Raw genomic sequence first — 26,165 nt, 5'->3', positions numbered from 1 at the left:
ATGGGAGCCAGCCGCAGGAAGTTCTTTAACCGAGAGGCGGTCGAGTGGGGACGCTTGAAGGCTCTGGCAATGCGGCGATCACACCGTTGATCCATCCGTGTCGCCAAGCCACCCCCACGGAAGCCTGCCAGCCAATTGCAGGCGCTGATTAGCCTGATCCCGGCTTGGGCCGCAAGGGCCTTGAGCGGCACACCCTCATTGAAGGGCCGACCAGGAGGAGGAGTTCGTGCTCTGATCAGGAGCCTGGTCTAAAGATTTAGCTCTCATCGCGGGCCTGTCAGCATGACTTGCTGATGGCTTGATCTCACAACCATCAGGCAGAGGGGGGATCTGAGGGGTCACGACACATTCCCCTCTATGGCGTCCTGAGCGCAGCCCGATAATATCCGGCCAACGCGGTCGCAGCACGACCCATGACCACTTCAGCTCAGGTTGGGCCTGCGCCCGGTCCTGTTTCCCCCTCCGATCCCAAGTAACCGGTGCTTTTCCTTGCTGCCCAGATCAGAGCCCTGGGTGACTTGATGGAAACACTCACCCTGCGGCTTCTGGACATGGAAGACCGCCTTGGCTGCCTTGAACTTCAGCTGGGGAGGCTGGTGGGGCATTCCGACCAGGCCGGAGAAGATTCAGCCGCGGTGCTTGATCTGCTTGAGCAGTCTGATGAGCGCCTCATACGGCTGGAGGCTTTTGCTGGATCCGTTGGCCGCCCGCGGCTCACCCAGGCCCCTACGAGCCCTGCATGACGCGGACCAGGCCGACGCGGACCAGGCCAATGAAGAAGACACAGCTGAGGAGATCTCCACCGACCAAGAAGGCCATGGCTGGGAGGCAGCCTCTCAGGAGGAGGATTTTGGCGAAGTGGGTGAACAGCCATTCATGGATGAGCTCATCGCCTAACACCTGATCGCTGGAACCGTTGTTGAGATACGCCGCGGCGGTGGTGATCAGCAACGGTATCAATTCAGCTCACCCGAAGGCGGCTACTTCCAGGAAGAAGGTCTCATCCGCTTTCAGTGGCTGGCCGTCGACCAAGGTTACGAGTGCATGCCCCCGTCCGCTGCTTTAAGAGCATGGTGTCCTGGCCGTTGCCGGGGTGCAGACGGTCGCACTGATAGGGGAACTCGGCCTCAAGGAAGTTCTCCATGTACTCGGTAGAGTCGAGTAGCGCATCAATAAAGCTCTGAGTTCCAAGCATCCCACCACCTCTCCCACCACGGGACAGTTGCTATTTCAGCGCTAGTGATCTCGGCGGAATTTCTCACAGAGTAGCAATCGTGGATGAGCTGTCTGGTGCTGCTCAGCCCAGCCCGCAACAGGGATTTGGACAAGGGATTCTGGTCTGCTCTGAAGGCATGAAACTAGATCTGGAGATAGGCCGGGTCGATCAATTCATCCATGGCCTGGGGGCTGCGCACTACCCCTTCGGATGTGCGCCGTGGATCTTCCTCGCTGATCCCGGCCAGGCTGGGCACTCGGGCGTTCAGTGCGATGGGTTCTGCTCGAGCATGGACAGGCCATGGAGGCCTGGGTGAGAAGGTCATGACGCTTGTAGCGCTGTCTGAGCAGAACCACTACTGCAAAGCCCTCACTCATCTTTAGAGATCGCACCGAATTGCGGGGGTTTTCTTCATCTCGGCTTGTTGCCTGTTCAAGCTTGGTGATTGTGTGGAGTGGCTAGAGCCCCTGCCCTGCTCACGGGCAGCGCAAGGCTTCACGAGCCAGGCTTCCAGCACTCCAGCCAGGCTTTGGGGATTTCCGGGCTGAAGTCCTCGGTTCGCTGGAATTCAAAGGGCCCCGCCAGGGATCCCCAGAGCTGGTCATGGGTGGCAGGGTCGTGCCCGCTGTCGATTGTGCGCATCGACGTGCCGTCGATTTCGAAGCTGCTCACGAGGTAGGCCGTGGCTCCCTTGCGTTCCACCAGGCAACGGCAGCCGGGTTCAACCTCCCCGACGAAGCCCTCACCCTTCTCTTGCACCACATAGGTGCAACCGTCGAGCAGGCGCAGATCCTCCGTTTGGATCTGCGCCATGCGCTCAGGATCCTCCACCGCTCCCCAGAACCGCCGCTCGTCGTGGAGGGCGTGGTTGTGGATGCGCAGACTGCCGTCTGTGGCGCTCTCGGCACGCAGCACCCGGATGCGGTAGGGCTGGCCGGGCTCGAAGGCGTAAGACTGCTCCAGCAGCAGGGAGCCTGGTTCCAGCTGCGGAAGCGGCCGAAAGCGCACCAGGATGTGGGCGTAGAGGGGGGGGTTCTCGAAAGCCTGGCCCTGATTGCTGAACCCAGCGCTCAGCATCCGGACCAGGCGCGTCAGGGAGCTGGTCATGGGGCGAATCCTATGGGGCTGGCCTACCTCAGCGCCCTCAACGCTGGAGCAGGCGCAGGCGGAACTCGGCGACCTGGCGCACCAGCTCCGGTTGGCTCAGGGCGAAGGGGTGATCGCTCAAGGCGCTGATCACCCCTTGGAGGGCGGCTTCTCGGGCGCCTGAATCGGTGGGATCGAGGCTGCCGATCCGTCCCCAGGCCTCATCGAAGGCCATTCCGTAGCTGTCGGCATTGCTGAACTGTTGGTTGGCGGGTTGCTCGGGAGGGGTTCGCATTGCTTCGGAGAACGGCAGCTTGGAGGGGTGCCCACCGAAGTGATGGGTTACAGCCTTCAACAAGGGCTTCAAAAAAGAGTGCCAGGACCCAGATTTGAACTGGGGACACGGCGATTTTCAGTCGCCTGCTCTACCAACTGAGCTATCCCGGCCGGCCGCTTGGCAGCACCGAATGATCTTAGATCACGGCCTGGAGCAGGCGTCCGGGCCAGGCAGAGCAGCCCCATCACTGGGTAACCGGCCTCTTCAAGGGCGGCGGCGGCGGCCAGGGCCGTGGCTCCTGTGGTGAGAATGTCATCCACCAGCAGCAGCCCCTGTCTGGAACGTCGGCTGCGGGAGACTCCGTCTGGGATGACCCGGAAGGCCCCTTCCTGGTTGAGCGCCCGCAGCCGGCGGTTGAGGTGGTGCTGACCCAGCGTGGCCCGGCTGCGCTCCAGGGGAGCCAGGCGGGGCAGGCCCAGCCCCTGACAGATCAGCAGTGGCAGGGGGTTGGCCCGTTGTTTCCAGCTGGGGATCGCCACGACGCTCAACTCCCGTAGCGGTGCCGGCAGGGTCGAGGCCAGGGAACTGGCCAGGCAGGGGATTGCCTGGTTGCTCGGCTGGCGCCGCTGGCGCAGCAGCAGGCTGCGCAGCGCACCTTGATAGAAGCCCAAGGCCCACCAGGGCATGGGCTCAAGACCACACAATCCTTTCTGGGTCTCGAGATCCAGCGATTGGCGGCAGGTCTGGCAAGGCTGCGGTTGAACACGCTCCCTCCGGCGTTCAGGCTCGGCCGGTTGGCCACAGAGCGGACAGGTGGCCTGGGTGATCAGCTCGAGGCATCCTCTCAACAGGGCCTGGACCATGGCGGCAATCTCCTGGGAGGAGTGCAACGTTGCCGTTCAGTGTTCCCAGCTCATCACTCGGGCAAGGCCTTGAGCATCGCCACCAGGGTGCGATGGGCATCTTCGCTGTCGTTGAGCACGTGATCGAAGGGCACCGAGAGGTTGGCGCCATCCACTTCCAGGTCCATCGCCTCGGGGCTCACACGCAGCATGCGGGCGGTGCTGGCCTGCTGCACCCCGCCGTAGTGGCGGGCGTAGGCCAGCACCGCTTCGCCATGGTCTTTGTTCATGTGGCGGCAGATCCGATCGCTGACGGCTTCGGTGAGGGGATCGCTGGCCATGGCTGCAGGGCAGGGGTCAGAGCTGATTGTGGCTGAAAACTGGCTCAGACCAGGGCGAACCGCTGCCAGAGCAGCAGCCCCAGCCTGATGGCACTGAAACTGACGTAGCCGGCCAGGATCACGAACAGGGCCATCGAGATCACGGTTCGCAGGCGTTCGTTCATGGGCTCTTGGCAGAGGGATCAGGCTTCCATCTTCGGCGTTGGCTGCGGCGCCTTGAGGACTGAGTGGGCCAACCGTGCCATGCCCACGGCCGGCGTCAGGCCCGGACGGCTGAGCACCGGCAGGCCGATCGCCTGTTGTCGCAACTGACGCCACTGAGGATTGCGCGCCCCGCCCCCCAGGCTGATCACCCGGCGCAGCGGAGGTGCGCCCAACTGAGCGAGACGTGCCCATCCCTCGGCCTCGATCCGGGCCAGCCCTTCCAGCAGCCCCTGCAGGAACAGCGCATCGCTCACGGGCCGGGGCTCAAGGATCGGCAGCACATCAGGGTCGTCGATGGGGAAGCGCTCTCCTCGCGATGGCAGGGGCCGGCAGTGCAGCCCGCTCGGCCTGCAGGGATCGATCTGACGGCTGAGCCGAGCCAGCTCGGCATCGCTGAAGAACTGGCGCAGCACGCCGCCGCCGGCGTTGGAGGCACCGCCCACCAGCCAGCGTCCCCCCAGCCGGTGGCAGCTGATTCCTGGGGCTTCGATCGGGTCTGAGGCGAACTGTTTCAGCACCAGGGTGGTGCCCAGCACCGTGACTCCTTCGCCAGGAGTGGGATCGGCCGCCAGCACGGCGGCGTTGGCATCGGTGCTGCCGGCCACCACCAGGCAGGAGCCTGGCAGCCCCAGCGCAGAGGCTGAGCCGGGAGCCAGCGGCCCCAGCGCCAAGCCGCTGGCAACCACTTCGGGCAGCGCTGCCGCCCAGGGTTGCCGGGCCAGGTCTCCCGCCCAGTGCTGCTGTCTGAGGTCCCAGCCCAGCCGCAGGTTGTTGCCTTCCTCGCCCCAGCGCCAGTCGCCCAGCAACCAGCCCATCAGCCAGTCGGCCTGGTGGCGCAGCAGCAGATCGGCGGCCTCCGTGCCCCCCACAGCCGACGCCTCCCCCGTGAGTGGGCCCAGCAATCGCAGGGCCCGGGCCAGGCTGCCGCTCACGCTGGCGGCGGCGCAGCCGGCAGGCACCAGAGCCGCCAGAACCTCCGCCTGCTCAGGGCAGGCGAGGTTGTAGGCCAGGGCGGGCCCCAGGGGTGTGCCATCGGAGCGGCAGGCCAGCAGGGTGCCGGAGGTTCCATCAAGGCTGATGGCGCCGAGTTGCTGCCTGAGCTGGAGGGGAAGATCCCGCACCAGCGTGATGAGCCCCTGCCGCCAGCCGTTTGGATCGTCGAAGCTGCTGGGATAGGCCGAGGCCCGCTCAGCCAGCACCTTCCCATCGGCGTCGATCACCGCCAGTCGGATGCCGCTGCTGCCCAGGTCGACCCCCGCTGCCAGGGGGCAGATCAAGGCGCCCCCTCGGTGACTGGCCACAGGGGGGCTGGCTCAGGCGGCTGGCTGGCCCACGGGAACCCGATCGGCCGTGGCTTGCTGCAGCCGGGCGGCGGCCTCACCCACGTCCTCCCAGGGAAGGTTCAGGTCGGGCCGGCCGAAATGGCCGTAGGCGGCCACATCCTGGTAAAAACGGCCGCCCCGCTGACGGGGGAGATCGCGCAGGCCGAAGGTCTCGATGATCGCCCCGGGGCGCAGGTCGAAGTGTTCCTGCACCAGGGCGGTGAGGTCGTCGTCGCTGATTTTGCCGGTGCCGGAGCTCTGCACAAGGATGCTCACGGGCTTGGCCACGCCGATCGCATAGCTGAGCTGCACCTCCACGCGCCGGGCGAGACCAGCGGCCACCAGGCTCTTGGCCACGTGGCGGGCGGCGTAGGCCGCCGAACGGTCAACCTTGGTGGGATCCTTGCCGGAGAAGGCTCCACCGCCGTGGCGCGCCGTTCCGCCGTAGGTATCGACGATGATCTTTCGCCCCGTCAGGCCCGCATCACCCTGGGGGCCACCCACCACGAACTTGCCGGTGGGATTGACCAGAAAGCGAACCGCAGCGCGCTCGGGTTGCAGCGGTAGATCGGCGGTGGCTGGGATCACCACATGGGTCCAGAGGTCATCCGCGATGCGCTGGCGCAGGCCCGCCTCATCACTGATTCCGTCGATCTCGGCCATGTGCTGGGTGGAGATCAGCAGGGTGTCGATTGCCACCGGCCGATCGTTCTCGTAAACGACGCTGACCTGGGTCTTTCCATCCGGCAGCAGGTAAGGAAGGGTGTTGTCGTGACGCACCTGGGCCAGCCGGCGGGCCAGACGGTGGGCCAGGCTGATCGGCAGTGGCATCAACTCCGGGGTTTCGTCACAGGCGAAGCCGAACATGATGCCCTGATCACCAGCACCCACCAGGTCGAGGGGGTCGCCGTCGTGATCGTCGGCCTCATTCACGCCCTGGGCAATGTCGGGCGACTGCTGGTCGAGGGCGGTGAGCACCGCACAGCTGTTGGCATCAAAGCCACCGGCTTTGGCGCCGCTGTAGCCGATCGTTTCGATCACGCCGCGCACCAGGCTGGTGATGTCGACGCGGGCGGTGGTGCTCACCTCGCCGGTGACCAGGCAAAGCCCGGTGTTGACGACCGTTTCGCAGGCCACCCGGCTGGCGGGGTCGGCGCTCAGCAGTGCATCGAGAACGGCGTCGCTGATCTGATCACAGATTTTGTCGGGATGGCCCTCGGTGACCGATTCAGATGTGAAGACGTAGCGGCTCATCCAGTCTTGCACCGACTTCAGGCTGGCTGAGCTTATCTCGCGGCTCTGGTGATGGGTGCATCCCAGAGGAACCAGCCACCCGCAGCTCGTGCCAATGATCGAGGCGGGGCAGATGCTCCGGCAGCGGCGGCCTGCTGCTCCAGCCGGCGCTGTAGCCCAGGGCCAAGCCCACCCCTGCCCGTTCGGCCATGAGCAGATCACTGCTGGCATCTCCGATCAGAGCACAGGCGGAGGGGCTGACCCCAAGCCTGGAGCAGAGCCCATGCACCGCCGCCGGATCCGGCTTTGTCGGTCGCATGTCGGCGCTCCAGATCTCCTGGAACAGCTCAGCGAGCCCGTGGCCTACCAGGAACCTGTGGATTCCCTCGCTGTCGTCGTTGCTGATCACCGCCAGCTGTACCCCTGAGCGGTGAAGCTCCAGCAGCAGAGGGGCTATTCCCTCGCTGAGCGGTGCCAGCGGGGCCTTGCCCGGACGATCCCCGTCGCTGTGGAGGTGCTCACGATCGATCGCGGCGAACACGGTTTCGCTGTGATCCAGAGCTTCCGGCCAACCCAGGCCCACCTGACAGAAGGCGGTGGCTGTGGAGATCAGATTGTGGGTACGACTCGCCACTGCGGTGGTGCCGGCCGGGTTGAGCTGATCGCCCACCAGGCCATAGGCCCGCTCAAGCAGGTCCTGAAACTGGGGGCGAAGGGCTTCAGGAACATGCTCAAGGCAGGCCTGGAGACGGGCGCGACTCAGGGCCAGGAGACCTGGTTCGCTCAGGCTGAGGGTGCCATCCTTGTCGAAAAGGATGGCTTCAGCCGATCCGAGGGGCTGACCACGCAGGAACAGTTGAACCATCGGATCGGTGCAGGCGCCCCAGGTTATGGCGCTCAGTCGAGGGTGACGCCCATCGGCTCGTTCTCCTCGGCCTGCTCGAGCAGCATCTGCTTGTAGCGGGCGGCCATTTCCTCGGCCTTGTCGAACACCTTCTGTGGATCCGTGAGCATGTCCCCGGGTTCCGGCTCGAGAGCCTTGGTGGAGAGGGAGATGCGGCCCCGTTCGGCGTCGAGGTCGATGATCATCACCTTCATCTGATCGTTCACATTGAGCACCGTGTGGGGTGTCTCGATGTGCTCGTGGCTGATCTCGGAGATGTGCAGCAGACCGCTGACCCCGCCGATGTCGATGAAGGCTCCGTAGGGCTTGATGCCGCGTACGGTGCCGATCACCACTTCGCCCACTTCCAGACGATTCATCTTGCGCTCCACCAGGGCGCGGCGATGGCTGAGCACCAGGCGGTTGCGCTCCTCGTCCACCTCCAGGAACTTCAGGGGCAGGAAGTCGGCGACGAGATCTTCCTTCGGCTTGCGGGTGCTGATGTGGCTGCCGGGGATGAAGCCGCGCAGGCCTTCGACCCGCACCAGGGCACCGCCGCGGTTGGTGGCAAACACTTCGCTGTAGATGGTGGCGTCTTCCTTCTGGAGCTGACGCACGCGCTCCCAGGCCCGCTGGTACTCAATGCGACGGATCGAGAGGGTGAGCTGGCCGTCTTCGTTCTCCTCGCTGAGGATGAAGAATTCGCGAACCTCACCGGGCTCCAGCACGTCGCTGAGGTTCTCGACGCGGTTGATCGAGACCTCCTGGAGAGGCATGAAGGCGGCCGTCTTGGCGCCGATGTCGATCATGGCGCCCTTGGGCTCCATGGCGAACACGGTGCCATTCACCACGTCGCCGGGTTTGAAGTTGTAGTCGTACTTGCTGAGAAGAGAGGCGAACTCCTCCAGGGTGAAACCGGCCCCATCGGCGTCGCGGCTTGCAGCGCGGCTGGAGGGGTCGTCAGCGGTGGGAACCTCTTCCGGAATGTCGAGGTCCAGATCAGTGGCGGCGGTGTCGATCAGTTCGAGGTCGGCCTCGGCGCTGCTGATGTCGGAAGGGGTCACGGTCATGAAGGAGTGGCGGTCTGCCTGTGGCAGAGCGAAGGTTCGGCCTGGCTGCCCGCCGACAGCGCAAACCCAATCTCCGACTATACGAATCGGCGCGACCGTCAGTTCAAGATGGCCAGTGCGGGGCTCGATCCGTCGTTGCGGCGCTTGGTGGGACGCCGGCTCAGCCCTTCCAGGGCGGAAACGAAATCACTGATGCCCTGAAACTGGCGATAGACGGAGGCGAAGCGCACGTAGGCCACCTCGCTCATCTCGCCGAGCTGTTGGAGCACGAGCTCGCCGATCTCGGCGCTGGTTACCTCGCGGCCTCCGCGTTGCTGAAGCTGGAGCTCGATTTCGTCGATCACGGTTTCCAGCCGTGCCGGCTCCAGGCCGGTTTTCTCGCAGGCGCGGATCAGGCCGTGCAGCAGCTTTTCGCGGCTGAACAATTCCCGGTGGCCGTTGCGTTTGACCACAGTGACCGGCACCGTTTCGACCCGCTCATAGGTGGTGAAGCGGGCTTCGCAGTTGAGGCATTCCCTGCGGCGACGCACACTCCTGCCTCCGTCGGCGGAACGGGATTCGAGCACCCGGCTGTCGGTGTGTTGGCAGGAGGGACATTGCATCCCTTGTTTCGCCGCAAATTGCGCTTATCAATTGTACGCAGACATTCATTCAATGAAAAGGGTCCTCGCCCTCAGCTTTTCTACCCTTCCCCTGGCCCTCCTCTGGGCATGAGAAAGCCCCCGCCGGGGCGGGGGCAGAGCTGGACTGGGATCACTTACCGATCTTCGGGGGATCGCGGAAGGCGATGGCGAAGAACAGTGTGGCGATCGCCAGGGTCAGGATCAGGATGTAGGCGAAGCTCTCCATCGAGGTTCTCGGGCGAAGGGACGATCAGCTGAGGGGGCTGCCGGCCGGGGGCACGAAGCCCTCGGGGATCCGACGTGTGGAGCGGTCACCGAGTTTCTGGAAGAGGCCGAATTCGACCTGCTCGCCAAGATCAGGGTCGATGCCTGCGAACACATCGCGGTAAAGGGTGCGAGCCCCGTGCCAGATGTGGCCGAAGAAGAAGAGCAGAGCGAAGGTGGCATGCCCGAAGGTGAACCAGCCGCGCGGGGAGCTGCGGAAGGTGCCATCGGAGTGGTAGGTGTCGCGATCGAATTCGAAGGCTTCACCCAGCTGGGCCTTGCGTGCCAGGCGCTTCACGTCCGCAGGGTCTGTAAAGGTCTGGCCGTCGAGGGCACCGCCGTAGACGGTGGCGGTAACGCCCGTCTGCTCAAAGGAGTACTTCGCCTCGGCGCGTCGGAAGGGGATGTCAGCCCGGACGATGCCCGTGCTGTCTTCCAGGATGACAGGGAAGTTCTCGAAGAAGTTGGGCAGGCGTCGGACTTGCAGATCACGCCCTTCTTTGTCGGTGAAGCTGATGTGACCCAGCCAGCTGGTGGGCAGGCCATCACCGTTGACCATCGGACCGACACGGAACAGGCCGCCCTTGGCAGGGCTGTTGCCCACGTAGTCGAAGAAGGCGAGCTTCTCAGGAATAGAGGCGTAAGCCTCTTCCTTGCTAGCTCCGGCCTCCATGGCCGTGGCCACTCGGCGGTTGATCTCGGTTTTGAAGTAGCTCTGATCCCACTGGTAGCGGGTGGGGCCGAACAGCTCGACCGGAGTGGCCGCGGAGCCGTACCACATGGTACCGGCCACGATGAAGGCGGCAAAAAATACAGCTGCGATCGCGCTGGCGAGCACAGTTTCGATGTTGCCCATCCGCAGGGCCTTGTAGAGGCGCTCTGGGGGGCGAGTGGTGATGTGGAAGATGCCGGCGATGATGCCCACGATCCCCGCAGCAATGTGGTGAGCCACGATTCCGCCGGGGTTGAAAGGATTGAATCCTTCGGGCCCCCATGAAGGCTGAACAGGCTCTAAGTGTCCGGTGAGGCCGTAGGCATCGGACACCCACATGCCAGGGCCGAAGACCCCGGTGAGGTGGAAGGCTCCGAAGCCGAAGCAACCGAGGCCGGCCAGCAGGAGGTGGATGCCGAAGATCTTTGGCAGATCGAGGGCGGGCTCACCGGTGCGTGGGTCCTGCCAGATCTCGAGATCCCAGTAGGTCCAGTGCCAGATGGCGGCAAGGAACAGCAGGCCACTGAAAATGATGTGAGCAGCGGCAACGCCCTCGAAGCTCCAGAAGCCTGGGTCGACACCGGTTTCACCGGTGACGCTCCAGCCTCCCCAGCTGCCTGTGACCCCAAGGCGGGCCATGAAGGGCATCACAAACATGCCCTGGCGCCACATGGGGTTGAGCACCGGGTCGGAGGGATCGAAGATGGCGAGCTCGTAAAGCGCCATGGAGCCGGCCCAGCCGGCGACAAGAGCGGTGTGCATGAGGTGCACGGCCAGAAGGCGGCCCGGGTCGTTGATCACGACCGTGTGCACCCGATACCAGGGCAATCCCATGGGGGTTAGGTCCGGGGAAACAAACGGCTGCAAGGGTGAAGCCCAAGCAGCGGACGATCAGATGGATCGTTCCGTGCTGGCGATCGTAAGGGTTTCCTTCCTTTGCGGAGGGACCATCAAGGCAGCTGAAACGAGCCGTGATACGGGGTCTGGCTCTGTTGCGGTGGTGTAGTTACATTTCGCAACCTGGAGAGCACAATGGGGCTGTTCGAGCCGTTCCTCCATGCCCGTGATCCGCTTTGTTCGCGAAGGCCGCGATGTCACCTGTTATCCCGGCGAAAACCTGCGGGAGGTGGCACTGCGCGAAGGGGTGGAGATCTATGGGCTGAAGGGGAAGTTGGGTAATTGCGGCGGCTGCGGCCAGTGCATTACTTGCTTTGTGGCGGTCGAGGAGCCGGTAACGGGCGCCGCCACCCTGACCCCGCGCACGGCTGTGGAGGAGCGGAAGCTGCTCAAACGCCCTGAGAACTGGCGTCTGGCTTGTCAGGCGCTCGTTCAGCACTCAGTGATTGTGGTCACGCGCCCCCAGGTGGCTCTGCAGGACGGCGACCGGCGGCTTGCGGAGGCCCATCAGCAACTCTTGCCGGAGGGGCCCACCAGCTGGCCTGTGGTGGAAGCGCCCGCTGAGCCTGAGGAAGGGGAGGCCACGACCACAACGACGGATGAAGGGCTTCCGTAAGGGCTGGGCAATGGTGATACGGTCCGCTGAGTCCTCCATGCCTTGATGGAAACCAACGATCTCGGTTTCGTGGCCAGCCTGTTGTTCGTGCTGGTCCCGGCCATTTTTCTGATCATCCTCTACATCCAGACCAACAGCCGTCAGCAGGGCTGAGCACAGTCCTGGCTCTAACATCCCGGAACGCCCGCAGGTCTTGCCTGGGGGGATTTTCTGGCAAGAAAATTTTTGTTAAGGAAGCCTTTTGGCAGGAATGCGAACTTGACGTTCGCCCTTCAGAGATCCCACTTCCCGGAGATCCCCGTTCACAGTGATCCCCGTTCACAGTGATCCCGCTTCACAGCCACGGTGCGGCGGTTGGGGGCAACAGGCTGTTCCTTTTGCAGGGGTGCCCGTGACGATCACAACCGCGTGAAGCACCCCCATTGAGGGGTGAGGGGCTTCCGTTTTCAGTCGCGGCGTTCTGGTTCGCGCACCAGTAGCACCGGCGCAGGAGCGTGGACCCGGATGAAGTCGCTTACCGAGTTCCCCAGCAACCGATCAATGTCCACCAGCGCCTTGGCCACCAATGGGCGGCGATCCTGAGAGGCAATCACCAGCAGATCAGCCTCGATCTCCTTGGCAGCCGTGCACACTTCCCGCCCCACATCGTTGCCATCGCGGTGCACTCCTTTGAGCTCCACTCCAAAGCTGCGGGCGCGCTGCTTGGCTTTCTCCAGCACCTCGTCTGCAGGGGTTTTCCCCCCTCGGCTCGGTGCCAGTTGCTGGCGGCTCACGTGCACACCGGTGAGCGTGCCACCGGGAATCTCCTTCACCAACTCGCAGGCAATCTTGAGGGCGTCATCGCCCACGCCGGTGCCATCGATGGTCACCATCACCCTGTTGACATGCCGGACGTAAAGGTCGTCGCGGACCAGCAGCATGGGCCGGGTGGACAGTTGGAAGACGTATTGGCTGGAGCTGTTGGCCAGGATCGACTGCAGCCGCCCAAGGCCGCGCGACCCCATCACGATCAGGTCGGCATCGAGCTCTTCTGCCACCTTCAGCACGGTCTGCTTGGCATCCCCCTGGCGGATGATCGTGTTCACATCGGTGGGATTGAGGCCCAGGCGCTGAACGGCCTCCGCCATCAGGCCGCCGGCCCGCTGCCAGTGCTCCTGCACGGTTTCCCCCGACTGCTCGGGCACCACATGGAGCAGGTTGAGCCGTGCCTGCCGGAAGGCCGGGAGGTCGCGCAGCATGCGCACCATTTCCTCCACATGGCCCTTGCCGGAATCGGCGATCAAAAGGTTGCGAAACACGGGGGCGTCACGGTTCAAAATCAGCCTATGGCCGCCTCCGCGGCCAGCAGCCTTGCCCTGTCGAGGTCGTAATGGACGCTCTTGATCCGACCTGGCCCTGGCGATTGACCCGCCGCGTGCTGCCCCAGCACACGGATCACGCGGGTGTGATGTGGCATGGGGCCTACCTCCGCTGGTTGGAGGAGGCACGGGTGGAGGCGTTGGCGGCGGTGGGATTGCCCTATCGGACGCTTTCCGAAAGGGGGCTGGAGTTGCCAGTGGTTTCGCTCACCATCGACTATCGCCGCCCGCTCCAGCACGGCGACAGTGTCGATATCGAGAGCATGGTGGGCGCGGCGCAGGGGTTGCGACTGCCCTGGTGCAGCAGGTTCGTGGGAGTTGGAAGGCATGTGGCCGCCACTGCGCGGGTGGAGCTTGTGCTGGTGGAATCCAGGCCCGATCCCCTCGGGGGCGCTCCGCAGCGGCGGCTGCGACGCCAACCACCCGCCGACCTGGCGAAGGCCCTGGCAGCCTTGCGGCGAGGACCCATGACGGCTATGCCATAGTACAAGTGTACTGACTTCTTTGGCTGGATGGGAGAGCTTGTCGCCGTCAGCTTTCCTCGGGGTTCTGCCGCTGCGCTGCGCCCATCGCCCCGAGGTGCCGGTTGTAGCAAGGTCGCCCCCGCGGTGGGCCTGGCCTGGCCAGAACGGCGCCGGGGCTGGTGGCTGCTCTGGGCGGGCTGCCCAGGCCTGGGAATCCGTCGGCTTGAGTTGCTGGAGCAGCGATTCGGTTCCCTCGCAGAGGCCTGGAAGGCTCCGGCCGCTGATCTGGCTGCTGTGCCTGGGTTTGGTGCCGCGTTGCTGGCCGCTGTGGAGGGCCATCGGCGGCGACACGGCACCGATCCGGTTGCTGCCGCCAGGCCGGTGCCAGCGGGCATGCGCCGGGTGCTGCTCCCCGGGGATCCCGCCAGTCCGCTGGCATTCGCCTCCCTGGAACGGCCGCCCCTGGCGATTCATTGGCAAGGGCAGGGAACGTTGTGGCCGTTGTTGCGCCGCCGTGAGGCGGTGGCTGTCGTGGGCACTCGCAACCCATCCCTGCATGGCCTGGCGATGGCGGAGGCGGTGGGTGCCGCCCTGGCCGCGGCGGGCTGGCCGGTGGTGAGTGGCCTCGCCGATGGCATCGATGCCGCCGCCCATCGGGGCTGCCTGGCGAACGGTGGCAAGCCTGTGGCGGTGCTCGGCACCCCGCTAAGGCGCGCTTATCCCCGCCATCACGGGCCCCTGCAGCAGGCTGTGGCCGCCAGAGGGCTGCTGATCACGGAGCAACCCCCGGGGGCCTCGGTTCAGCGTGGCCACTTCGCCGCCCGTAATCGCCTGCAGGTGGCTCTCGCCAAGGCGGTGGTCGTGATCGAGTGCCCCTTCAAGAGCGGTGCGCTGCATTCCGCAGCTCTGGCCTGGGAGCAGGGCCTGCCTCTGTGGGTGGTGCCGGCCGATGCGGCAAAGGTGTCTGCCCAAGGGAGCAACCGGTTGCTGCTGCAAGGCGCCACACCATTGCTGCAGCCAGGCGATCTGGTGCGCCAACTGGGCCCCGGCCCGCTGCTAGCGGCTCAGAACCAGGCTGAGGAGGCCGCGGCCTTGGCCCCTTGCAGTGTGGGGGCACTGCCGGAGCCGCAGCGTCGCCTGCTCGCCGCCCTGGGCAGCGGGGCCTCGCTCGAGCACCTTTCTCAGGCCCTTGGAGAGCCTCCAGCCCATCTGTCAAGCCTGCTGCTGGATCTGGAGCTGGCGGGGCTGATCAGCGCCGAGCCGGGTTTGTACTGGCGGCCCGCCAACGGCAGCTTTGCTTAGCCTTTCCGCATCCGCCCTCCGCAACCCCATCGCCGTTCCAGGTTCACCAAAGGCTTCTGCTGCTGTGTCGGCACATTTTGCAGCCTCCCCAGAGCAAGAGCGGCTCAGCGGCACGGAGCTCTGGCCGTGGCGCCGTGAGCTCCTTCGCTTAGGGGGAGCCCCTGCCGATTTTGATTGGCTGCTGGATCTTGCCGGCGGTGTGGATGGCCACAGCCGGCATCGCCTGCGCCTTCAGCCTGAGCTCAGCGTGGTTCTGGGTTGCAGTCTCGGGGAGATTGAGGGGCTCTGGCACCGCCACCTCAGCGAGAAAATCCCTCTTCAATACTTAGTGGGAGTGTGCCCGTGGCGCGATCTTGAGCTACTTGTGGGGCCCGGTGCCCTGATTCCGCGCCAGGAAACGGAGTTGCTGGTGGAGTTGGCCTTGGAGCACGCCCGCGCCCTGCCTGCAGGCTGGCCGCGCCGCTGGGCTGATCTTGGCTCCGGTTCCGGCTGCCTGGCAGTAGCGCTGGCGCTGGCCTTCCCTGAGGCCCAGGGGTGCGCGGTGGATTGCTCGGCCGAAGCGCTCCACCACACCGATGCCAATCTCCAGCGTGCCGGTGTCAGGGGCCGGGTCGCACAGCTGAAAGGGTCCTGGTGGGCGCCCCTTGAGGTTGTCTGGGGCCAGCTGGATCTGGTGCTGAGCAACCCCCCTTACATCCCCTCGGCCGACGTGAGCCTGCTTGACCCCGTGGTGCGCTGGCACGAACCCCATCTCGCCCTCGATGGAGGTGCCGATGGCCTCGATGCAGTCCGCTCGATTGCCGCCGGAGCTCTCCAGGCCCTCGCCCCCGGGGGCTGGCTGCTGCTTGAGCATCACCACGACCAATCCTCTGCCGTGTGCTCCCTGCTCAGCGCTGCAGGCCTGGAAGCGGTGGTGGCCCACAAAGATCTGGAAGGGCATTGCCGCTTCGTCCAGGCCCGCCGCCCGCTATCGCTCGATGATTGATCCGACTCCTGCTCCTGGCTTTTCCCAGCCCTTCACCCTCGGGCCAGCGGCTCTGGCCGAACATCTCGCCAAGGGCGGAGCAACGGTGTTTCCTACCGACACCCTTCCCGCTCTTGGCAGCCAGCCTCATGCGGCCGCCCAGATCTGGCGTCTCAAGCAGCGCCCCGAAGGCAAGCCGCTCATCCTCATGGGGGCTGATGCAGAGCCGTTATTTGCGGCGTTGCACCAGCCTTTGCAGTCTGCCTGGCTGGAGATGGCGGGGCGCTGCTGGCCGGGCGCGGTAACCCTCGTGCTGCCGGCGAGCGGCCCGATTGTTGAGGCCCTTCAGCCCAGTGCACCCAAGCAGGGAATCTCCCTTGGTTTGCGGATTCCGGCCTGTGCTTCGGCTTTGGATCTGCTGCGGCGCACCGGTCCGCTGGCAACCACAAGCGCCAATCGCTCTGGCGAGGCTCCCTGCCGCACCCCTTCCGAGGTTGCCGCGGTGTTCAGCGGGTTGCCAATCCTGGCTCCGTTGCCGTGGCCGTCGATGGCAGGTCAGGCCAGCACGGTGCTCCGCTGGCTTCCAGGCGGCGGCTGGGAGGTGCTGCGCCGTGGGGCTGTGGTGCCCATCAATGGCGCGCCATGATGCGGCAATGCTCTGGCTGATCCTGCTGATCCTGGTCCTGCTCACCGGTTTCGACGTCCTCCTCGACCCGGTGGTGCGCGTGTTTACGCCGGTCTTCGCGTTGAAGGGCTGGATCTGGCTGCCGCTGATCGCGGGCGGTTGGTTGCTGGCGGGCCGGCGCTCCTGAACGGTGGCGGCTGATGAGCTTCTCCTCTCCACCTACCGGCCTTTTCGCCTCCTGAGGCCGCAGCTTGCTCCAAGCCATGGATAACTATTTCGCCCCGAAGTACGCCCCACAAGGAAGATAACTGCTGAATGGCAAGGAAACGCCCGCAAATGGCTGGAGTGCGCTGGCCTCGAGGAAACGGCAGCCAGGCTGAGAACAAGGGGAAGCCGGCTAACGGATTTGAACCGATGGCCTTCGCTTTACAAAAGCGCTGCTCTACCGCTGAGCTAAGCCGGCACCCGCTGAGCTTATCGCTCGCCAAGCGCCCAAAGCAGCAGCTGGCTCCGGTTGCCGCAGCCGGTTTTCGCCAACAGATGCGACACATGGCTTTCCACGGTGCGGTGGCTCAAGGTGAGAGCGGCGGCAATGCCTTTGTTGCTCCTCCCCTCCTTCAACAGGTGCAGCACGCGCCGCTCGGCCGGGGTGAGCACGGGGGCAGGCTGGATGGCTTCGGTGGTGGCAGGCAAAGGGTCCATCGCTGACAGGGGGCTCATGCCAGGGTTCCCACGCAGTCGCTGCTTCAACCTGCTTGTTGCGGATTGGCTCCGCCCGGCTTGCGGCTTTGCTCAGGGCACTGGCATGAAGCCGCTTGCCAGATCAGGCGGAGGCTGCTGCTGTGCCAGATGGCGGAGGCAATGGCGTGGTGCGGGCCCGCTTGATCGGCAGGTTGGCCACCAGAGCGGTCACGCGGTCTTCCGTTTCAAGGCTCACATCGCCTTCTTCAAGATCGATTTCGACATAGCGGGACACCACTTCAAGGATTTCACGGCGCATCTTCTCCAGCAATTCAGGATTCAGATCGCTGCGGTCGTGGGCGAGCACCAGCTGAAGCCTCTGCTTGGCGGTGGCAGCGCTGGCCGGTTGACGTCCCAGCAGCTTGTCGATGAGTTCGCGGAGCGTCATCGGTGATCAGAAAATCTTGGTTTGCATCAAGCGGCCGAACTTGGCCCTTAGTCCTGGCGCTTTCTTGGTGGGATCCACCAACGGCACGTCTTCGCCCCGCAGGCGCCGTGCCACGTTCATGTAGGCCTGGCCTGCGGGTGAGCGGCTGCCGTTGAGGGTGAGCGGTTCGCCGCGGTTCGTCGAGACGATCACCTGCTCGTCCTCCAGCACCAGGCCCACCAGCGGCAGGGCGAGGATGTCGGTCACGTCGTCGACGGCCAGCATCTCCTGATTGGCCATCATCTTGGGCCGCACCCGGTTGAGCACAAGCTGCACCGGCTGGATTTCCCGCGTCTGCAGCAGGCCGATCACCCGGTCGGCGTCCCGCACAGCGGACACCTCCGGAGTGGTCACGATCAGGGCTTCGCGGGAGGCGGCCGCCGCATTCTTGAAGCCATCCTCAATGCCGGCCGGGCAGTCGATCAGCACGAAATCGAAGCGTTCTTCCAGCATCGCCACGATCTTCTTCATGTCGTCGGGCGTGAGCCACTCGAGCATGCGTGGGTTGCCGGCGGGCAGCAGCGATAAATTCGGTTCCTGCTTGTGCTTCACCAGCGCCTGCTCCAGGCGGCAGGTTTCAGCCAGCACTTCCTGAGCCGTGTACACGATCCGGTTTTCGAGGCCGAGCAGCAAATCCAGATTTCGCAGACCGAAATCGGCATCCAACACGGCGGTTTTGGCGCCTTGTTTGGCCAGGGCAATGCCGAGGTTGGCGGTGAGGGTGGTCTTGCCGACCCCCCCCTTGCCGGAGCAGATGAGGATCGTGCGGCTCGAAGCGGAGGTCACGGCGCTGCCAGGGATGCGTGCACGTTACGTCCATCTGTGGTGCAGAACCCCCCGACCGCGTTTCCTCTGCGGGCGAGACGCGCTAAAGCCCGGTAAAACGGTGCACCTGCCGTCGCCTTTCCGATGCCTGATCCGCTTCCCAGTCACCAGAGGCTCCTGGTCATGCCCGACGACGGCGCTGAAGCGGTGGTGGAGCTGATTGATGGGGCCAGGGAGCAACTGCTGCTGAAGCAGTTCAAGCTCGAATCGCAGGCAGTGGAAAAGGCCCTGCTGCGGGCCCATCAACGCGGCGTCCAGGTGCGGGTGATGCTCAATCCCCACACCTCCGGCGGCGATCGCTGGAACGATGCCGCCTATCAGCGGTTATGTGACTGGGGACTGGAGGTGAACTGGACCAGCGAAGCCTTCCCGGTGACGCACGAGAAATCGATGGTGGTGGACCGCCAGCAGGCCCTGATCGCCACCTTCAACCTCAGTGACAAATACTTCACCCAGACCCGCGACTACGGCGTGGTGAGCTGTGCGGGGGTGGTGGTGGAGCAAGTGATTGCGGGCTTCGAGGCCGATTGGAACCGCACCTTCTTCTCCCCCGACCTGCATGTCGGCCTGCTGTGGAGCAGCACGCACAGCCGCGGACAGATGGCGCGGATCGTGGACGCGGCCACAAGCACGCTGTGGATCCAGCATCCCAAGTTCGTGGATGCGGTGATCCTTGATCGGATCATTTCGGCTCGTGAGAGGGGGGTGAAGGTGCGCGTGCTCTGCGGGGGCAAGCACGGCATCAGCGACTGGGACATCTACGACACGTTTTCATCACTGCGGGTGATGCAACGCTTCGGTGTGAAGGTGCGGCGGCAGAAGCATCTGAAACTGCACGCCAAGCTGATCCTCATGGATGGCATCGCCGCCCAGACGGGATCCATGAACATCGACCGCAGCGCCTTCGATCTGCGGCGCGAGCTGGGCATCGAATGTGATGCTCCAGCCGTGGTGGAACGGCTCAAGGCCACCTTCACGGCCGATTGGCAGCAGGCCAGCCCCTACGCCGCCCCTGACCCGCTTGATCCCAGCTTGCACGAATTAGGAGAACTCCCTCCAGATCCCCACTTCGTGCACGATTGATGTCCGCTACTCAACCGGAACCACAGCTGATCCCGGCCGCCCCTGGGCTGGCGCCACCGCCCTGCCTGCGTCAGCTGTTCATCGGCATGCTGCAGGTGGCGCTTTCCTCTTTTGGCGGCGGCCTTTCGGCCTGGAGCCAGCGCATTGTGGTGGAGCAGCGCCGCTGGATGTCCGACCAGGACTTCCTGACCGGCCTCACCGTGGCGCGGCTGTTCCCGGGGCCCAACCAGATCAACATGGCTGTCTATATCGGCACCAGTTTTCACGGGCTCGTCGGAGCTCTGGTGGCTCTGGCCGGCATGTTGCTGGTGCCGTTCACCCTGCTGATGGGGCTCGGGCTCGTTTACTTCCAGGTGCATGAGATCCCGGCTGTGGATCGGGTGCTGGCCGGGGTCGTTGCCGCGGCAGCGGGCATGGCCCTGTCGATGGGCTTCAAGATTCTGCACACCTACTGGCGTGATCGGGTTGCCCTGCTCCTGGCTGCCTTCACCTTCGTGGCGATGGTGGTGTTTCATGTGCGCTTGATTCCGATGGTGCTGGTGGCTGGTCCGCTGGCCATGGCCTGGTACTGGCCTCGCCGCACAGATCAGGAGCCGTCATGAACACGCCGTTTCTCTTCCTTTCCTGCACGGCCCCCTCGCCAACGCAGCTCGGTGAATTTCTCCGGTTGATCTGGACCTTCCTGTCCCTTTCGTTGTTTTCGCTGGGAGGCGGCAACACCCTGCTGACGGAGTATCACCACATCAGCGTGGCGCAGTTCTGCTGGCTTACCGCCTCACAGTTTTCAGATGTGTATGCACTGGCCGAAGCTGCGCCAGGCCCCAGCTCGATGATTGTCGGCTTGCTGGGTATGGGGGCGGCATGGAAGGAAGGGCCATGGATGGCGCTCGTGAGTGCCTACGCCGCTGAACTGTCCATCCTCATTCCGTCCACGCTGCTGATGGTGGTCGCCTGCCTCAGCTGGAAACGCCTGGAGCATTCCCCCTGGCGGTTGGCTTTCGAGCGCGGTCTTGGGCCGATCACCCTGGGCATTCTCTTTGTGGTGGGCCTCAAGATCCTCAACACGGCCAACCACGGCGTTCCGGGTTATCTCGTGTCGATCGTGGTGTGTGTGCTCATGCTTCGCACACGTGTTTCGCCGCTTTGGTTCATGGCGGTGGCGGGCCTGTTAGGGGGGCTGGGGATCATCAACCGCTGATGCCCTGGCCGCGAGCCGGCGGCTGCGTCCGCCCGCACCGTCTTCAAGACGTCCTTGATTGGCGGTTCCAGCACCGAAACAAAGGCAGCACCGAAATCGCGCGAATGGTGGATTGGCGAGTCCTTCAGGCGTCTGCGACCGGCCAGAACGGTTCCGCCGGATCAATTCGAATGGTTCCTCCCACCAGGGTGGCTTGTTCGCAGAAGCCGTGCGGCGGTTGATCTTCGGGCCCGCGGGCCACGGCATCAGCGATACGCAACTGCAGCGGTCGTAGCTGCATCGCCACGATCCTGGCGTTTGCATCCCCAGCGCAGCCCGCATGGGCGATGCCCCGCAGCCGTCCCCACACGAGTACATGACCGACGGCGCGCACACGGGCGCCTGGGTTCACATCTCCAAGGACCAGCAGCGATCCCCCCACCTCCAGGTGATCTCCGGAGCGCAGCGTGCCGCGGTGCAGATTCAGTCCGTCGCGACCAGTCAAGGCCTCGATGGCGCCGCTCGCCTGGTTGTGGCCCTCCCCCGTCGCGCTCCCGTCGTCCTCCGCGCCGCGGTTGGAGATCACCGGAAGCCCGATCGCCGCCGCTGCCACCAGCGTTTCCTCGCAATGCCCCTCCACCCGGCAGAGCTTCAGGCCATGGGTGTGGAACAGCCGCTGAAGCTCACGCAGTTTCGGCAGATCCAGCTGCCAGCTTCCGCTGTGCAGCACCACCGGCCCGTGCGGTGGCCGGTGCCCCAGACCAAGGCGCACGTTCTGCAGGGCACTGGCTGCTCCATCAGGGACGGCCGGCAGCAGCATCTGATGGGCGAGGCCGGGCGCTGAAGCCGCAATCAGAACAGCAGCCATCGGTGCGGGCGAGGGACGCCAACTTACCCAGGAGGCCTGGTTTCAGCCGATTGATGCCGAAGTGCTGCTTTCAGCTCCTTCTGGACCTCAGCTGGATGGATCAGCCAGCACAGCTCCACAGGCTGCACCAGGCTGCTCACCAATGGTGATCGCTCCTCAAGCGCTTCGAGTGTGTAGCCGTCCCACAGACGCAGGCCACCTTTATAAGGGTGATAACCACGGCTCTGGCGCTGATCGATCCCGCAGCACACGCGTGGGTCCATGCCGCAGGCAGCAGCCTGACGCTGAGCGAGTGCCAGCAGTTCCAAACGACCCTCCGCCGGCAGGGAGCTCACATCCAGGGCCTTCAACAGCCGGCGTTCCAGCAGCCGAGCGCTCAGCTGATGCAGGGGCTCAGGGCCGTCCTCGGCCCAGCGCATCAGGTGATAGCCGGTGCGCACGTCATCGTTGGCCAGATAGGTGGACAGGTCCACCGCTGCCGGCTCCCACAGCCAGCGGGCCATCACGGCATCGGCGAACACCTGATCGGGGCCTGCGTCGCGGGCGGCCAGGATCAGCTGCCGGAGCAGCCAGTTGCAGACCACGTTGAGCCGGTGGTTGTACACGCTCCGGTGCATCAGGTTGCGCACCACCAGGTAGTGCTCCACCGCCATCAGGCCTTTGGGATGGATGGCCAGGCCGCGGTCGGGTGCCAGGGTCAGGGCGGCCAGCAGGCGGTCGAGGTCCAGCTGGCCGAAACAGGTTCCGGTGCTGTGGCTGTCGCGGAGCAGGTAGTCGAGGCGGTCGCAGTCGAGCTGGCTGCTCACCAGCGCGGCGATCGATGGATGGGCATGGACCCCCTCCGCCAGCAGGGTGGCCACAGCATCGGCCGTGCCCGGAGCGAACTGCTCCATCGGGCCGCGCAGATCCGGGTGTTCGCGCACCAGCCGGGCCGACCACCGCTCGTGCCTCAGTCCATACATCTCTTCTCCCGAGTGGCTGAGTGGGGCATGGCCCACGTCGTGCAGCAAGGCCGCGGCGTACAGAACCCCCTGGGCTTCGAGCAGATCGGGATCCTGGGGAGCGAGTTCCGCCAGGGCGCGTCGGGCCAGATGCAGCACCCCGAGGGAATGGGTGAAGCGGCTGGATTCAGCCCCGTGGAAGGTCAGGAAGGCCGGCCCCAGCTGGCGGACGCGGCGTAGCCGTTGAAACGGCACGGTGTCGACCAGCTTCATGACCAGCGCTTCCGCTGGGATGTCACTGTCGAGGCGAATCGCCCCATGCAGGGGGTCGTGATACGTACGGGTGCGTTTCATGAGGCCAACTCCCCGGCGAGCCGTGCGGCTGCTTCCGCCAGCCAGGTGTCGTCCTCGCCGCCTGGGTTGAGCGGTTCCGGTTCAGCCAGGGCCTGGTCGGGGGCGATGCCCAGGCTTTGGATGTCGCGGCCGCTGGGAGTCACGTAGCGAGCCACGGTCACCGTGAGACCACTGCCGTCACCCAGCCCGATCAGTGTCTGAATCAGCCCTTTCCCGAACGTGCGGCTGCCCAGCAGCCGAGAACGTCCATCGTCCTGGAGGGCGCCGGCCAGGATTTCACTGGCACTGGCTGTGCCGCCATTCACCAGCGTGAGCATCGGCCCGCGGAAAAGTTGGCCGGGAGCGGCCTGCCGCCCTTCGCTCAGCCCGCTGCGGGTGCGGGTCTCCACGATCGGCTGGCCATCGAGCAGGGCGCCGGCCACGGCCACGCCGGCATCCACCAAGCCGCCGGAGTTGTTGCGCAGGTCAAGCACTAGCCCTTCCACCCCGTGGCTCACGAAGCCAGCCAGAACTTGCCGTACCTGTTCGGGCACCTGCTCGCTGAACTGGCTGATGCGTAGATACCCCAGCCGGTGGCCCTGCGCGTCGAGTTCGCGGTGCCGCACCGGCTGCAGATCCACGGTTCTGCGTTCCAGCAGCAACTGTCGCTCTATCCCTTCGGAGGAGCGCACCAGAATCTGAACCCGGCTTCCAGCCGGCCCCCGCAGCCGCGCCGCAGTGGCTTCCAGACCGAGTGAGACGCAGCTCTCGCCCTCCACCTCAAGCAGAACGCTGCCGGAGCTGATGGCCGCTTCCGCAGCCGGTGAGCCATCGAGGGGGGCGATCACCACGATCGCTTGATCGCTGCCCACGGTTCCAAGCTGCAGGCCTACCCCGCTGACGCTCCCCTTGGTGCTTGAACGAAGGGCGGAGTAGTCGGACGGGCTCAGGAACCGGGTGTAAGGATCTTCAAGAGGGGCCAGCATGGCGGCAATGGCGTCGTAGGCCTCACCACTGCTTTCGATCCGTCGCTCAAGGGCCTGTTGGCGCAACTGGCGCCAGTGCACTTCCTCGAAGCGTTCGGGGTCGACGTAGCTCTGGTTCACAAGGCGCCAGGCGTCCACCACCAGTTGCTGCGCATCGTTGAGCGCCTGAGCAGAGGGCGGCCACCCCATCAGAAGCAGGGCCATTGAGGCCGCAAGCGCCAGAGCCCATGCCCTCTGTTTCAGTGGCCTGCCAGCGATCACGACGGGTCCACAGCAATCGGTAGACTCTCGCAACCCACCGTCCCCTGCTGCATGGCGAACTCGTCTCCGGCTGCCAAGTCGTCCCCCGTGTACGACTGGTTCGAGGAGCGTCTGGAGATCCAGGCGATCGCAGACGATATCTCCTCCAAGTACGTGCCGCCCCACGTCAACATTTTTTATTGCCTTGGCGGCATCACCCTGGTGTGCTTTCTGATCCAGTTTGCCACCGGCTTCGCCATGACGTTCTATTACAAGCCGACGGTCGCTGAGGCTTACTCCTCGGTCCAATACCTCATGACGGATGTCAGCTTCGGTTGGCTGATTCGTTCGGTTCATCGCTGGAGCGCCAGCATGATGGTGCTGATGCTCATTCTTCACGTGTTCCGCGTGTACCTCACCGGTGGTTTCAAGCGCCCCCGAGAGCTCACCTGGATCACCGGTGTCACCATGGCCGTCATCACCGTCTCCTTCGGGGTCACCGGCTATTCCCTCCCCTGGGATCAAGTGGGCTACTGGGCAGTGAAAATCGTTTCCGGCGTCCCCGCAGCTGTCCCTGTCGTCGGAGATTTCATGGTTGAGCTGCTCCGCGGTGGCGAAAGCGTCGGCCAGTCCACGCTCACCCGCTTTTACAGCCTGCACACCTTCGTGATGCCCTGGCTCCTCGCGGTTTTCATGCTCATGCACTTCCTGATGATCCGCAAGCAAGGCATTTCCGGTCCTTTGTGATCTCTTCCCGCTCCAGGCATCTTTTCTCGGTTCTCCGCCACCCCCACCAAGGTCACCCCTCATGCACATCCTCAAAAAGCCTGATCTGAGCGATCCCAAGCTCCGCGCCAAGCTCGCCAAGGGCATGGGGCACAATTACTACGGTGAGCCTGCCTGGCCAAACGATCTCCTCTACATTTTTCCGGTGGTGATCCTCGGCACCATCGCCTGCGTTGTCGGTCTTGCTGTCCTCGACCCCGCCATGCTCGGCGACAAAGCCGATCCCTTCGCCACTCCTCTGGAAATCCTGCCGGAGTGGTACCTGTACCCCGTCTTCCAGATTCTGAGGGTGGTTCCCAACAAGCTGCTCGGCATCGCCTTGCAAACAATGGTGCCCCTCGGCTTGATGCTCATCCCCTTCATTGAGAGCTTCAACAAGTTCCAGAACCCTTTCCGCCGCCCTGTGGCCATGGGGGCTTTCCTCTTCGGAACCGCCTTCACCATCTATCTAGGCATCGGCGCTGCCATGCCCATCGACAAATCTCTCACCCTCGGCCTGTTCTGACCTCCTGCACAGTGCGGCCATCAGTACCCTGCCGCGGCTTCAGCCGCGGCTTTTTTTATGGGGAGACCCGTCGGCGGGTCTCCCCTGCCCTTCATCGGTTAGCTGGGAGTCAATCTCGTCAAAGCCAGCTTGGCCTGGGTCCTTGGTGGCGCGTCTGTAGCAAGTGCCACACAGGGCTCTTTTGAGGCCTCTCTGAGGGGCAGAGGCAGGTCCATGCTCACCGCCTTGAACGGCGCCGCGCTTGCTTGCCCAAACGCATTGCTCCCTATGGCTGAGGGCTCCGGTGCCAAATCCGTCGGGTCCACTCGAGGCGGGGACGATAGGGCGCAGAAGCAGAGCAGCATTGGTTCAGATCGGAGTAGGAGTTCGAAATGGGCTCGCAAGAACCACGGCTCGAGAGCACGTGCTCTGGGGCGAGACGCCTGCAGCGCTGTGCCACCGCCGTCGCTCCCATAGAGGTCGGCGGAGAGTTGTAGCGCTCTTCCGGCACCGGCCTGGCTCCGTCCCCCAACTTCAAGGCAGGCAAATGTCTGGCTGCAGGCGCACTGGGGCGCCTGCAGCAAAGGTTCGCAACCGACATTTGGCGCGATTCTTCAATGGGGCGAATGCCACTCGATGGCGGTCGCGGCAGGTGCTCTCCCCAGGGCCATGCGAGCTAAATGCCTGTTGTTGCAATGGGTTTCTCGAATTTCTGGCGTTTCCTTCCAGCTTTGCCCCGTGGGCAGAAGCCCTGATTGCGAGTTGAGGGTGGGTGAGTGTGCTAGTTTTTTGGACTGGGCGGGAGCCGAGAGGCACCTGCCGCAGTGCTTACAGAGGAGAAGGCGGAAGAAGCCGACGATGCTGTAAGTTTTCAAAGCGGCTGAGGAAGCCGCGAGAGCCGAGCCCTGAAGAGGGCAAGGCGCACCTGGACAACTAAAAAAGTTTAGGAACTGACGCTTTTGCTGCGTCATGCCT

30 protein-coding genes and 2 tRNA genes are annotated in these 26,165 nt (G+C 64.5%); 12 read left to right on the top strand and 20 right to left on the bottom strand.

What is annotated here, in order from left to right; all coding sequences use genetic code 11:
• Positions 1–726: 726 nt before the first annotated feature.
• The 12 genes from KBY97_RS08950 to psbB form a co-directional block, all read right to left on the bottom strand.
• Entirely contained in the window at positions 727–951 is a 225-nt protein-coding gene (locus KBY97_RS08950) for a hypothetical protein (RefSeq protein ID WP_255146495.1), read from the bottom strand.
• 760 nt (positions 952–1,711) lie between these two features.
• The gene (locus KBY97_RS08945; RefSeq protein WP_255146493.1) at positions 1,712–2,323 is read right to left on the bottom strand and encodes a chromophore lyase CpcT/CpeT; all 612 of its coding nucleotides are present in this window, start codon (positions 2,321–2,323) and stop codon (positions 1,712–1,714) included.
• A 37-nt stretch (positions 2,324–2,360) separates the two neighbouring features.
• Entirely contained in the window at positions 2,361–2,597 is a 237-nt protein-coding gene (locus KBY97_RS08940) for a hypothetical protein (protein ID WP_255146491.1), read from the bottom strand.
• 79 nt (positions 2,598–2,676) lie between these two features.
• A tRNA-Phe gene (locus KBY97_RS08935) sits at positions 2,677–2,749 on the bottom strand.
• Between the two features lie 746 nt (positions 2,750–3,495).
• A complete protein-coding gene (locus KBY97_RS08930; protein WP_255146490.1) occupies positions 3,496–3,762 on the bottom strand; it encodes a DUF2470 domain-containing protein in 267 nt (88 codons plus the stop codon).
• A 182-nt stretch (positions 3,763–3,944) separates the two neighbouring features.
• Positions 3,945–5,267, bottom strand: a complete 1,323-nt coding sequence (locus tag KBY97_RS08925; protein ID WP_255146488.1) for an FGGY-family carbohydrate kinase — start codon at positions 5,265–5,267, stop codon at positions 3,945–3,947.
• A gap of 12 nt (positions 5,268–5,279) precedes the next feature.
• Positions 5,280–6,542: a methionine adenosyltransferase gene (gene metK / locus KBY97_RS08920; protein WP_255146626.1), complete on the bottom strand. Its 1,263-nt coding sequence runs from the start codon at positions 6,540–6,542 to the stop codon at positions 5,280–5,282.
• Positions 6,517–7,386 (bottom strand): HAD family hydrolase, encoded by an 870-nt coding sequence (locus KBY97_RS08915; RefSeq protein WP_255146486.1) that lies wholly within the window; start codon positions 7,384–7,386, stop codon positions 6,517–6,519. The genes metK and KBY97_RS08915 overlap by 26 nt, the downstream gene beginning before the upstream one ends.
• 32 nt (positions 7,387–7,418) lie before the next feature.
• A complete protein-coding gene (locus KBY97_RS08910) occupies positions 7,419–8,474 on the bottom strand; it encodes a 30S ribosomal protein S1 (protein ID WP_255146485.1) in 1,056 nt (351 codons plus the stop codon).
• A 98-nt stretch (positions 8,475–8,572) separates the two neighbouring features.
• Complete coding sequence (gene nrdR, locus KBY97_RS08905; protein ID WP_255146484.1) at positions 8,573–9,076, bottom strand: transcriptional regulator NrdR; 504 nt, start codon at positions 9,074–9,076, stop codon at positions 8,573–8,575.
• 151 nt (positions 9,077–9,227) lie between these two features.
• Complete coding sequence (locus KBY97_RS08900) at positions 9,228–9,323, bottom strand: photosystem II reaction center protein T (RefSeq protein WP_006042122.1); 96 nt, start codon at positions 9,321–9,323, stop codon at positions 9,228–9,230.
• A gap of 24 nt (positions 9,324–9,347) precedes the next feature.
• A complete protein-coding gene (psbB, locus tag KBY97_RS08895) occupies positions 9,348–10,907 on the bottom strand; it encodes a photosystem II chlorophyll-binding protein CP47 (RefSeq protein WP_255146483.1) in 1,560 nt (519 codons plus the stop codon).
• A 223-nt stretch (positions 10,908–11,130) separates the two neighbouring features.
• Between psbB and KBY97_RS08890 the strand changes: the two genes are divergently transcribed.
• Positions 11,131–11,586: a 2Fe-2S iron-sulfur cluster-binding protein gene (locus KBY97_RS08890; protein WP_255146482.1), complete on the top strand. Its 456-nt coding sequence runs from the start codon at positions 11,131–11,133 to the stop codon at positions 11,584–11,586.
• A 45-nt stretch (positions 11,587–11,631) separates the two neighbouring features.
• Positions 11,632–11,739, top strand: a complete 108-nt coding sequence (gene psbM, locus KBY97_RS08885; RefSeq protein WP_094514076.1) for a photosystem II reaction center protein PsbM — start codon at positions 11,632–11,634, stop codon at positions 11,737–11,739.
• Positions 11,740–12,032: 293 nt separating this feature from the next.
• Here the strand turns inward: psbM and KBY97_RS08880 are convergent, their stop codons facing one another.
• A complete protein-coding gene (locus KBY97_RS08880) occupies positions 12,033–12,884 on the bottom strand; it encodes a universal stress protein (RefSeq protein ID WP_255146480.1) in 852 nt (283 codons plus the stop codon).
• A 104-nt stretch (positions 12,885–12,988) separates the two neighbouring features.
• Here KBY97_RS08880 and KBY97_RS08875 point away from each other — a divergent pair, with 104 nt between their 5' ends.
• The 5 genes from KBY97_RS08875 to KBY97_RS08855 all read left to right on the top strand — a co-directional run bounded on the left by KBY97_RS08875 (position 12,989) and on the right by KBY97_RS08855 (position 16,486).
• Positions 12,989–13,429 (top strand): acyl-CoA thioesterase, encoded by a 441-nt coding sequence (locus KBY97_RS08875; RefSeq protein WP_315857151.1) that lies wholly within the window; start codon positions 12,989–12,991, stop codon positions 13,427–13,429.
• A 123-nt stretch (positions 13,430–13,552) separates the two neighbouring features.
• On the top strand, positions 13,553–14,710 hold the full coding sequence (locus KBY97_RS08870) for a DNA-processing protein DprA (protein WP_255146477.1): 1,158 nt from the start codon (positions 13,553–13,555) through the stop codon (positions 14,708–14,710).
• Positions 14,711–14,774: 64 nt separating this feature from the next.
• Positions 14,775–15,695, top strand: coding sequence for a peptide chain release factor N(5)-glutamine methyltransferase (gene prmC / locus KBY97_RS08865; protein ID WP_255146476.1), 921 nt, complete (start codon positions 14,775–14,777; stop codon positions 15,693–15,695).
• Entirely contained in the window at positions 15,688–16,320 is a 633-nt protein-coding gene (locus KBY97_RS08860) for an L-threonylcarbamoyladenylate synthase (RefSeq protein ID WP_255146474.1), read from the top strand. Before prmC ends, KBY97_RS08860 begins: the two co-directional genes overlap by 8 nt.
• Before the next feature lie 7 nt (positions 16,321–16,327).
• The gene (locus KBY97_RS08855; RefSeq protein ID WP_255146473.1) at positions 16,328–16,486 is read left to right on the top strand and encodes a hypothetical protein; all 159 of its coding nucleotides are present in this window, start codon (positions 16,328–16,330) and stop codon (positions 16,484–16,486) included.
• Positions 16,487–16,690: 204 nt separating this feature from the next.
• On the opposite strand, the gene KBY97_RS08850 is transcribed toward KBY97_RS08855, so the two are convergent.
• From KBY97_RS08850 to minD, 4 genes are all read right to left on the bottom strand, one after another.
• Positions 16,691–16,762, bottom strand: a tRNA-Thr gene (locus KBY97_RS08850).
• Positions 16,763–16,773: 11 nt separating this feature from the next.
• Positions 16,774–17,019, bottom strand: coding sequence for a response regulator transcription factor (locus KBY97_RS08845; RefSeq protein ID WP_255146472.1), 246 nt, complete (start codon positions 17,017–17,019; stop codon positions 16,774–16,776).
• Between the two features lie 103 nt (positions 17,020–17,122).
• Positions 17,123–17,428, bottom strand: coding sequence for a cell division topological specificity factor MinE (gene minE / locus KBY97_RS08840; protein WP_255146471.1), 306 nt, complete (start codon positions 17,426–17,428; stop codon positions 17,123–17,125).
• Between the two features lie 6 nt (positions 17,429–17,434).
• Complete coding sequence (gene minD / locus KBY97_RS08835) at positions 17,435–18,253, bottom strand: septum site-determining protein MinD (protein ID WP_255146470.1); 819 nt, start codon at positions 18,251–18,253, stop codon at positions 17,435–17,437.
• A gap of 123 nt (positions 18,254–18,376) precedes the next feature.
• Between minD and KBY97_RS08830 the strand changes: the two genes are divergently transcribed.
• Genes KBY97_RS08830 through KBY97_RS08820 form a run of 3 tightly spaced genes read left to right on the top strand, consistent with a single transcriptional unit; the run spans position 18,377 to position 20,573 of the window.
• The gene (locus KBY97_RS08830; RefSeq protein ID WP_255146468.1) at positions 18,377–19,375 is read left to right on the top strand and encodes a phosphatidylserine/phosphatidylglycerophosphate/cardiolipin synthase family protein; all 999 of its coding nucleotides are present in this window, start codon (positions 18,377–18,379) and stop codon (positions 19,373–19,375) included.
• Positions 19,375–19,977, top strand: a complete 603-nt coding sequence (locus KBY97_RS08825) for a chromate transporter (RefSeq protein WP_255146466.1) — start codon at positions 19,375–19,377, stop codon at positions 19,975–19,977. The genes KBY97_RS08830 and KBY97_RS08825 overlap by 1 nt, the downstream gene beginning before the upstream one ends.
• Entirely contained in the window at positions 19,974–20,573 is a 600-nt protein-coding gene (locus KBY97_RS08820) for a chromate transporter (protein WP_255146464.1), read from the top strand. Before KBY97_RS08825 ends, KBY97_RS08820 begins: the two co-directional genes overlap by 4 nt.
• Before the next feature lie 124 nt (positions 20,574–20,697).
• Here KBY97_RS08820 and minC read toward each other — a convergent pair whose 3' ends face one another.
• The 3 genes from minC to ctpZ are packed head-to-tail and all read right to left on the bottom strand — an operon-like array spanning position 20,698 to position 23,923.
• Entirely contained in the window at positions 20,698–21,420 is a 723-nt protein-coding gene (minC, locus tag KBY97_RS08815; RefSeq protein ID WP_255146462.1) for a septum site-determining protein MinC, read from the bottom strand.
• Positions 21,421–21,443: 23 nt separating this feature from the next.
• Positions 21,444–22,715 carry an HD domain-containing protein gene (locus KBY97_RS08810; protein WP_255146460.1) on the bottom strand — a complete coding sequence of 424 codons (1,272 nt, stop codon included), beginning with the start codon at positions 22,713–22,715 and terminating at the stop codon, positions 21,444–21,446.
• Complete coding sequence (gene ctpZ / locus KBY97_RS08805) at positions 22,712–23,923, bottom strand: carboxyl-terminal processing protease CtpZ (protein WP_399217594.1); 1,212 nt, start codon at positions 23,921–23,923, stop codon at positions 22,712–22,714. Before ctpZ ends, KBY97_RS08810 begins: the two co-directional genes overlap by 4 nt.
• Before the next feature lie 69 nt (positions 23,924–23,992).
• On the opposite strand from ctpZ, the gene petB reads away from it, so the two are divergent.
• Together petB and petD are read left to right on the top strand one after the other, a co-directional pair.
• Positions 23,993–24,667, top strand: a complete 675-nt coding sequence (petB, locus tag KBY97_RS08800) for a cytochrome b6 (RefSeq protein WP_255146457.1) — start codon at positions 23,993–23,995, stop codon at positions 24,665–24,667.
• 61 nt (positions 24,668–24,728) lie between these two features.
• The gene (gene petD / locus KBY97_RS08795) at positions 24,729–25,211 is read left to right on the top strand and encodes a cytochrome b6-f complex subunit IV (RefSeq protein WP_094514044.1); all 483 of its coding nucleotides are present in this window, start codon (positions 24,729–24,731) and stop codon (positions 25,209–25,211) included.
• Positions 25,212–26,165: the final 954 nt, after the last annotated feature.

Origin of the sequence: Synechococcus sp. ATX 2A4 (genome assembly GCF_024346375.1) — a bacterium.
In the GTDB taxonomy this organism is placed as follows: Bacteria; Cyanobacteriota; Cyanobacteriia; order PCC-6307; family Cyanobiaceae; genus MW101C3.
This window is presented reverse-complemented; position numbering and strand designations above follow the sequence as displayed.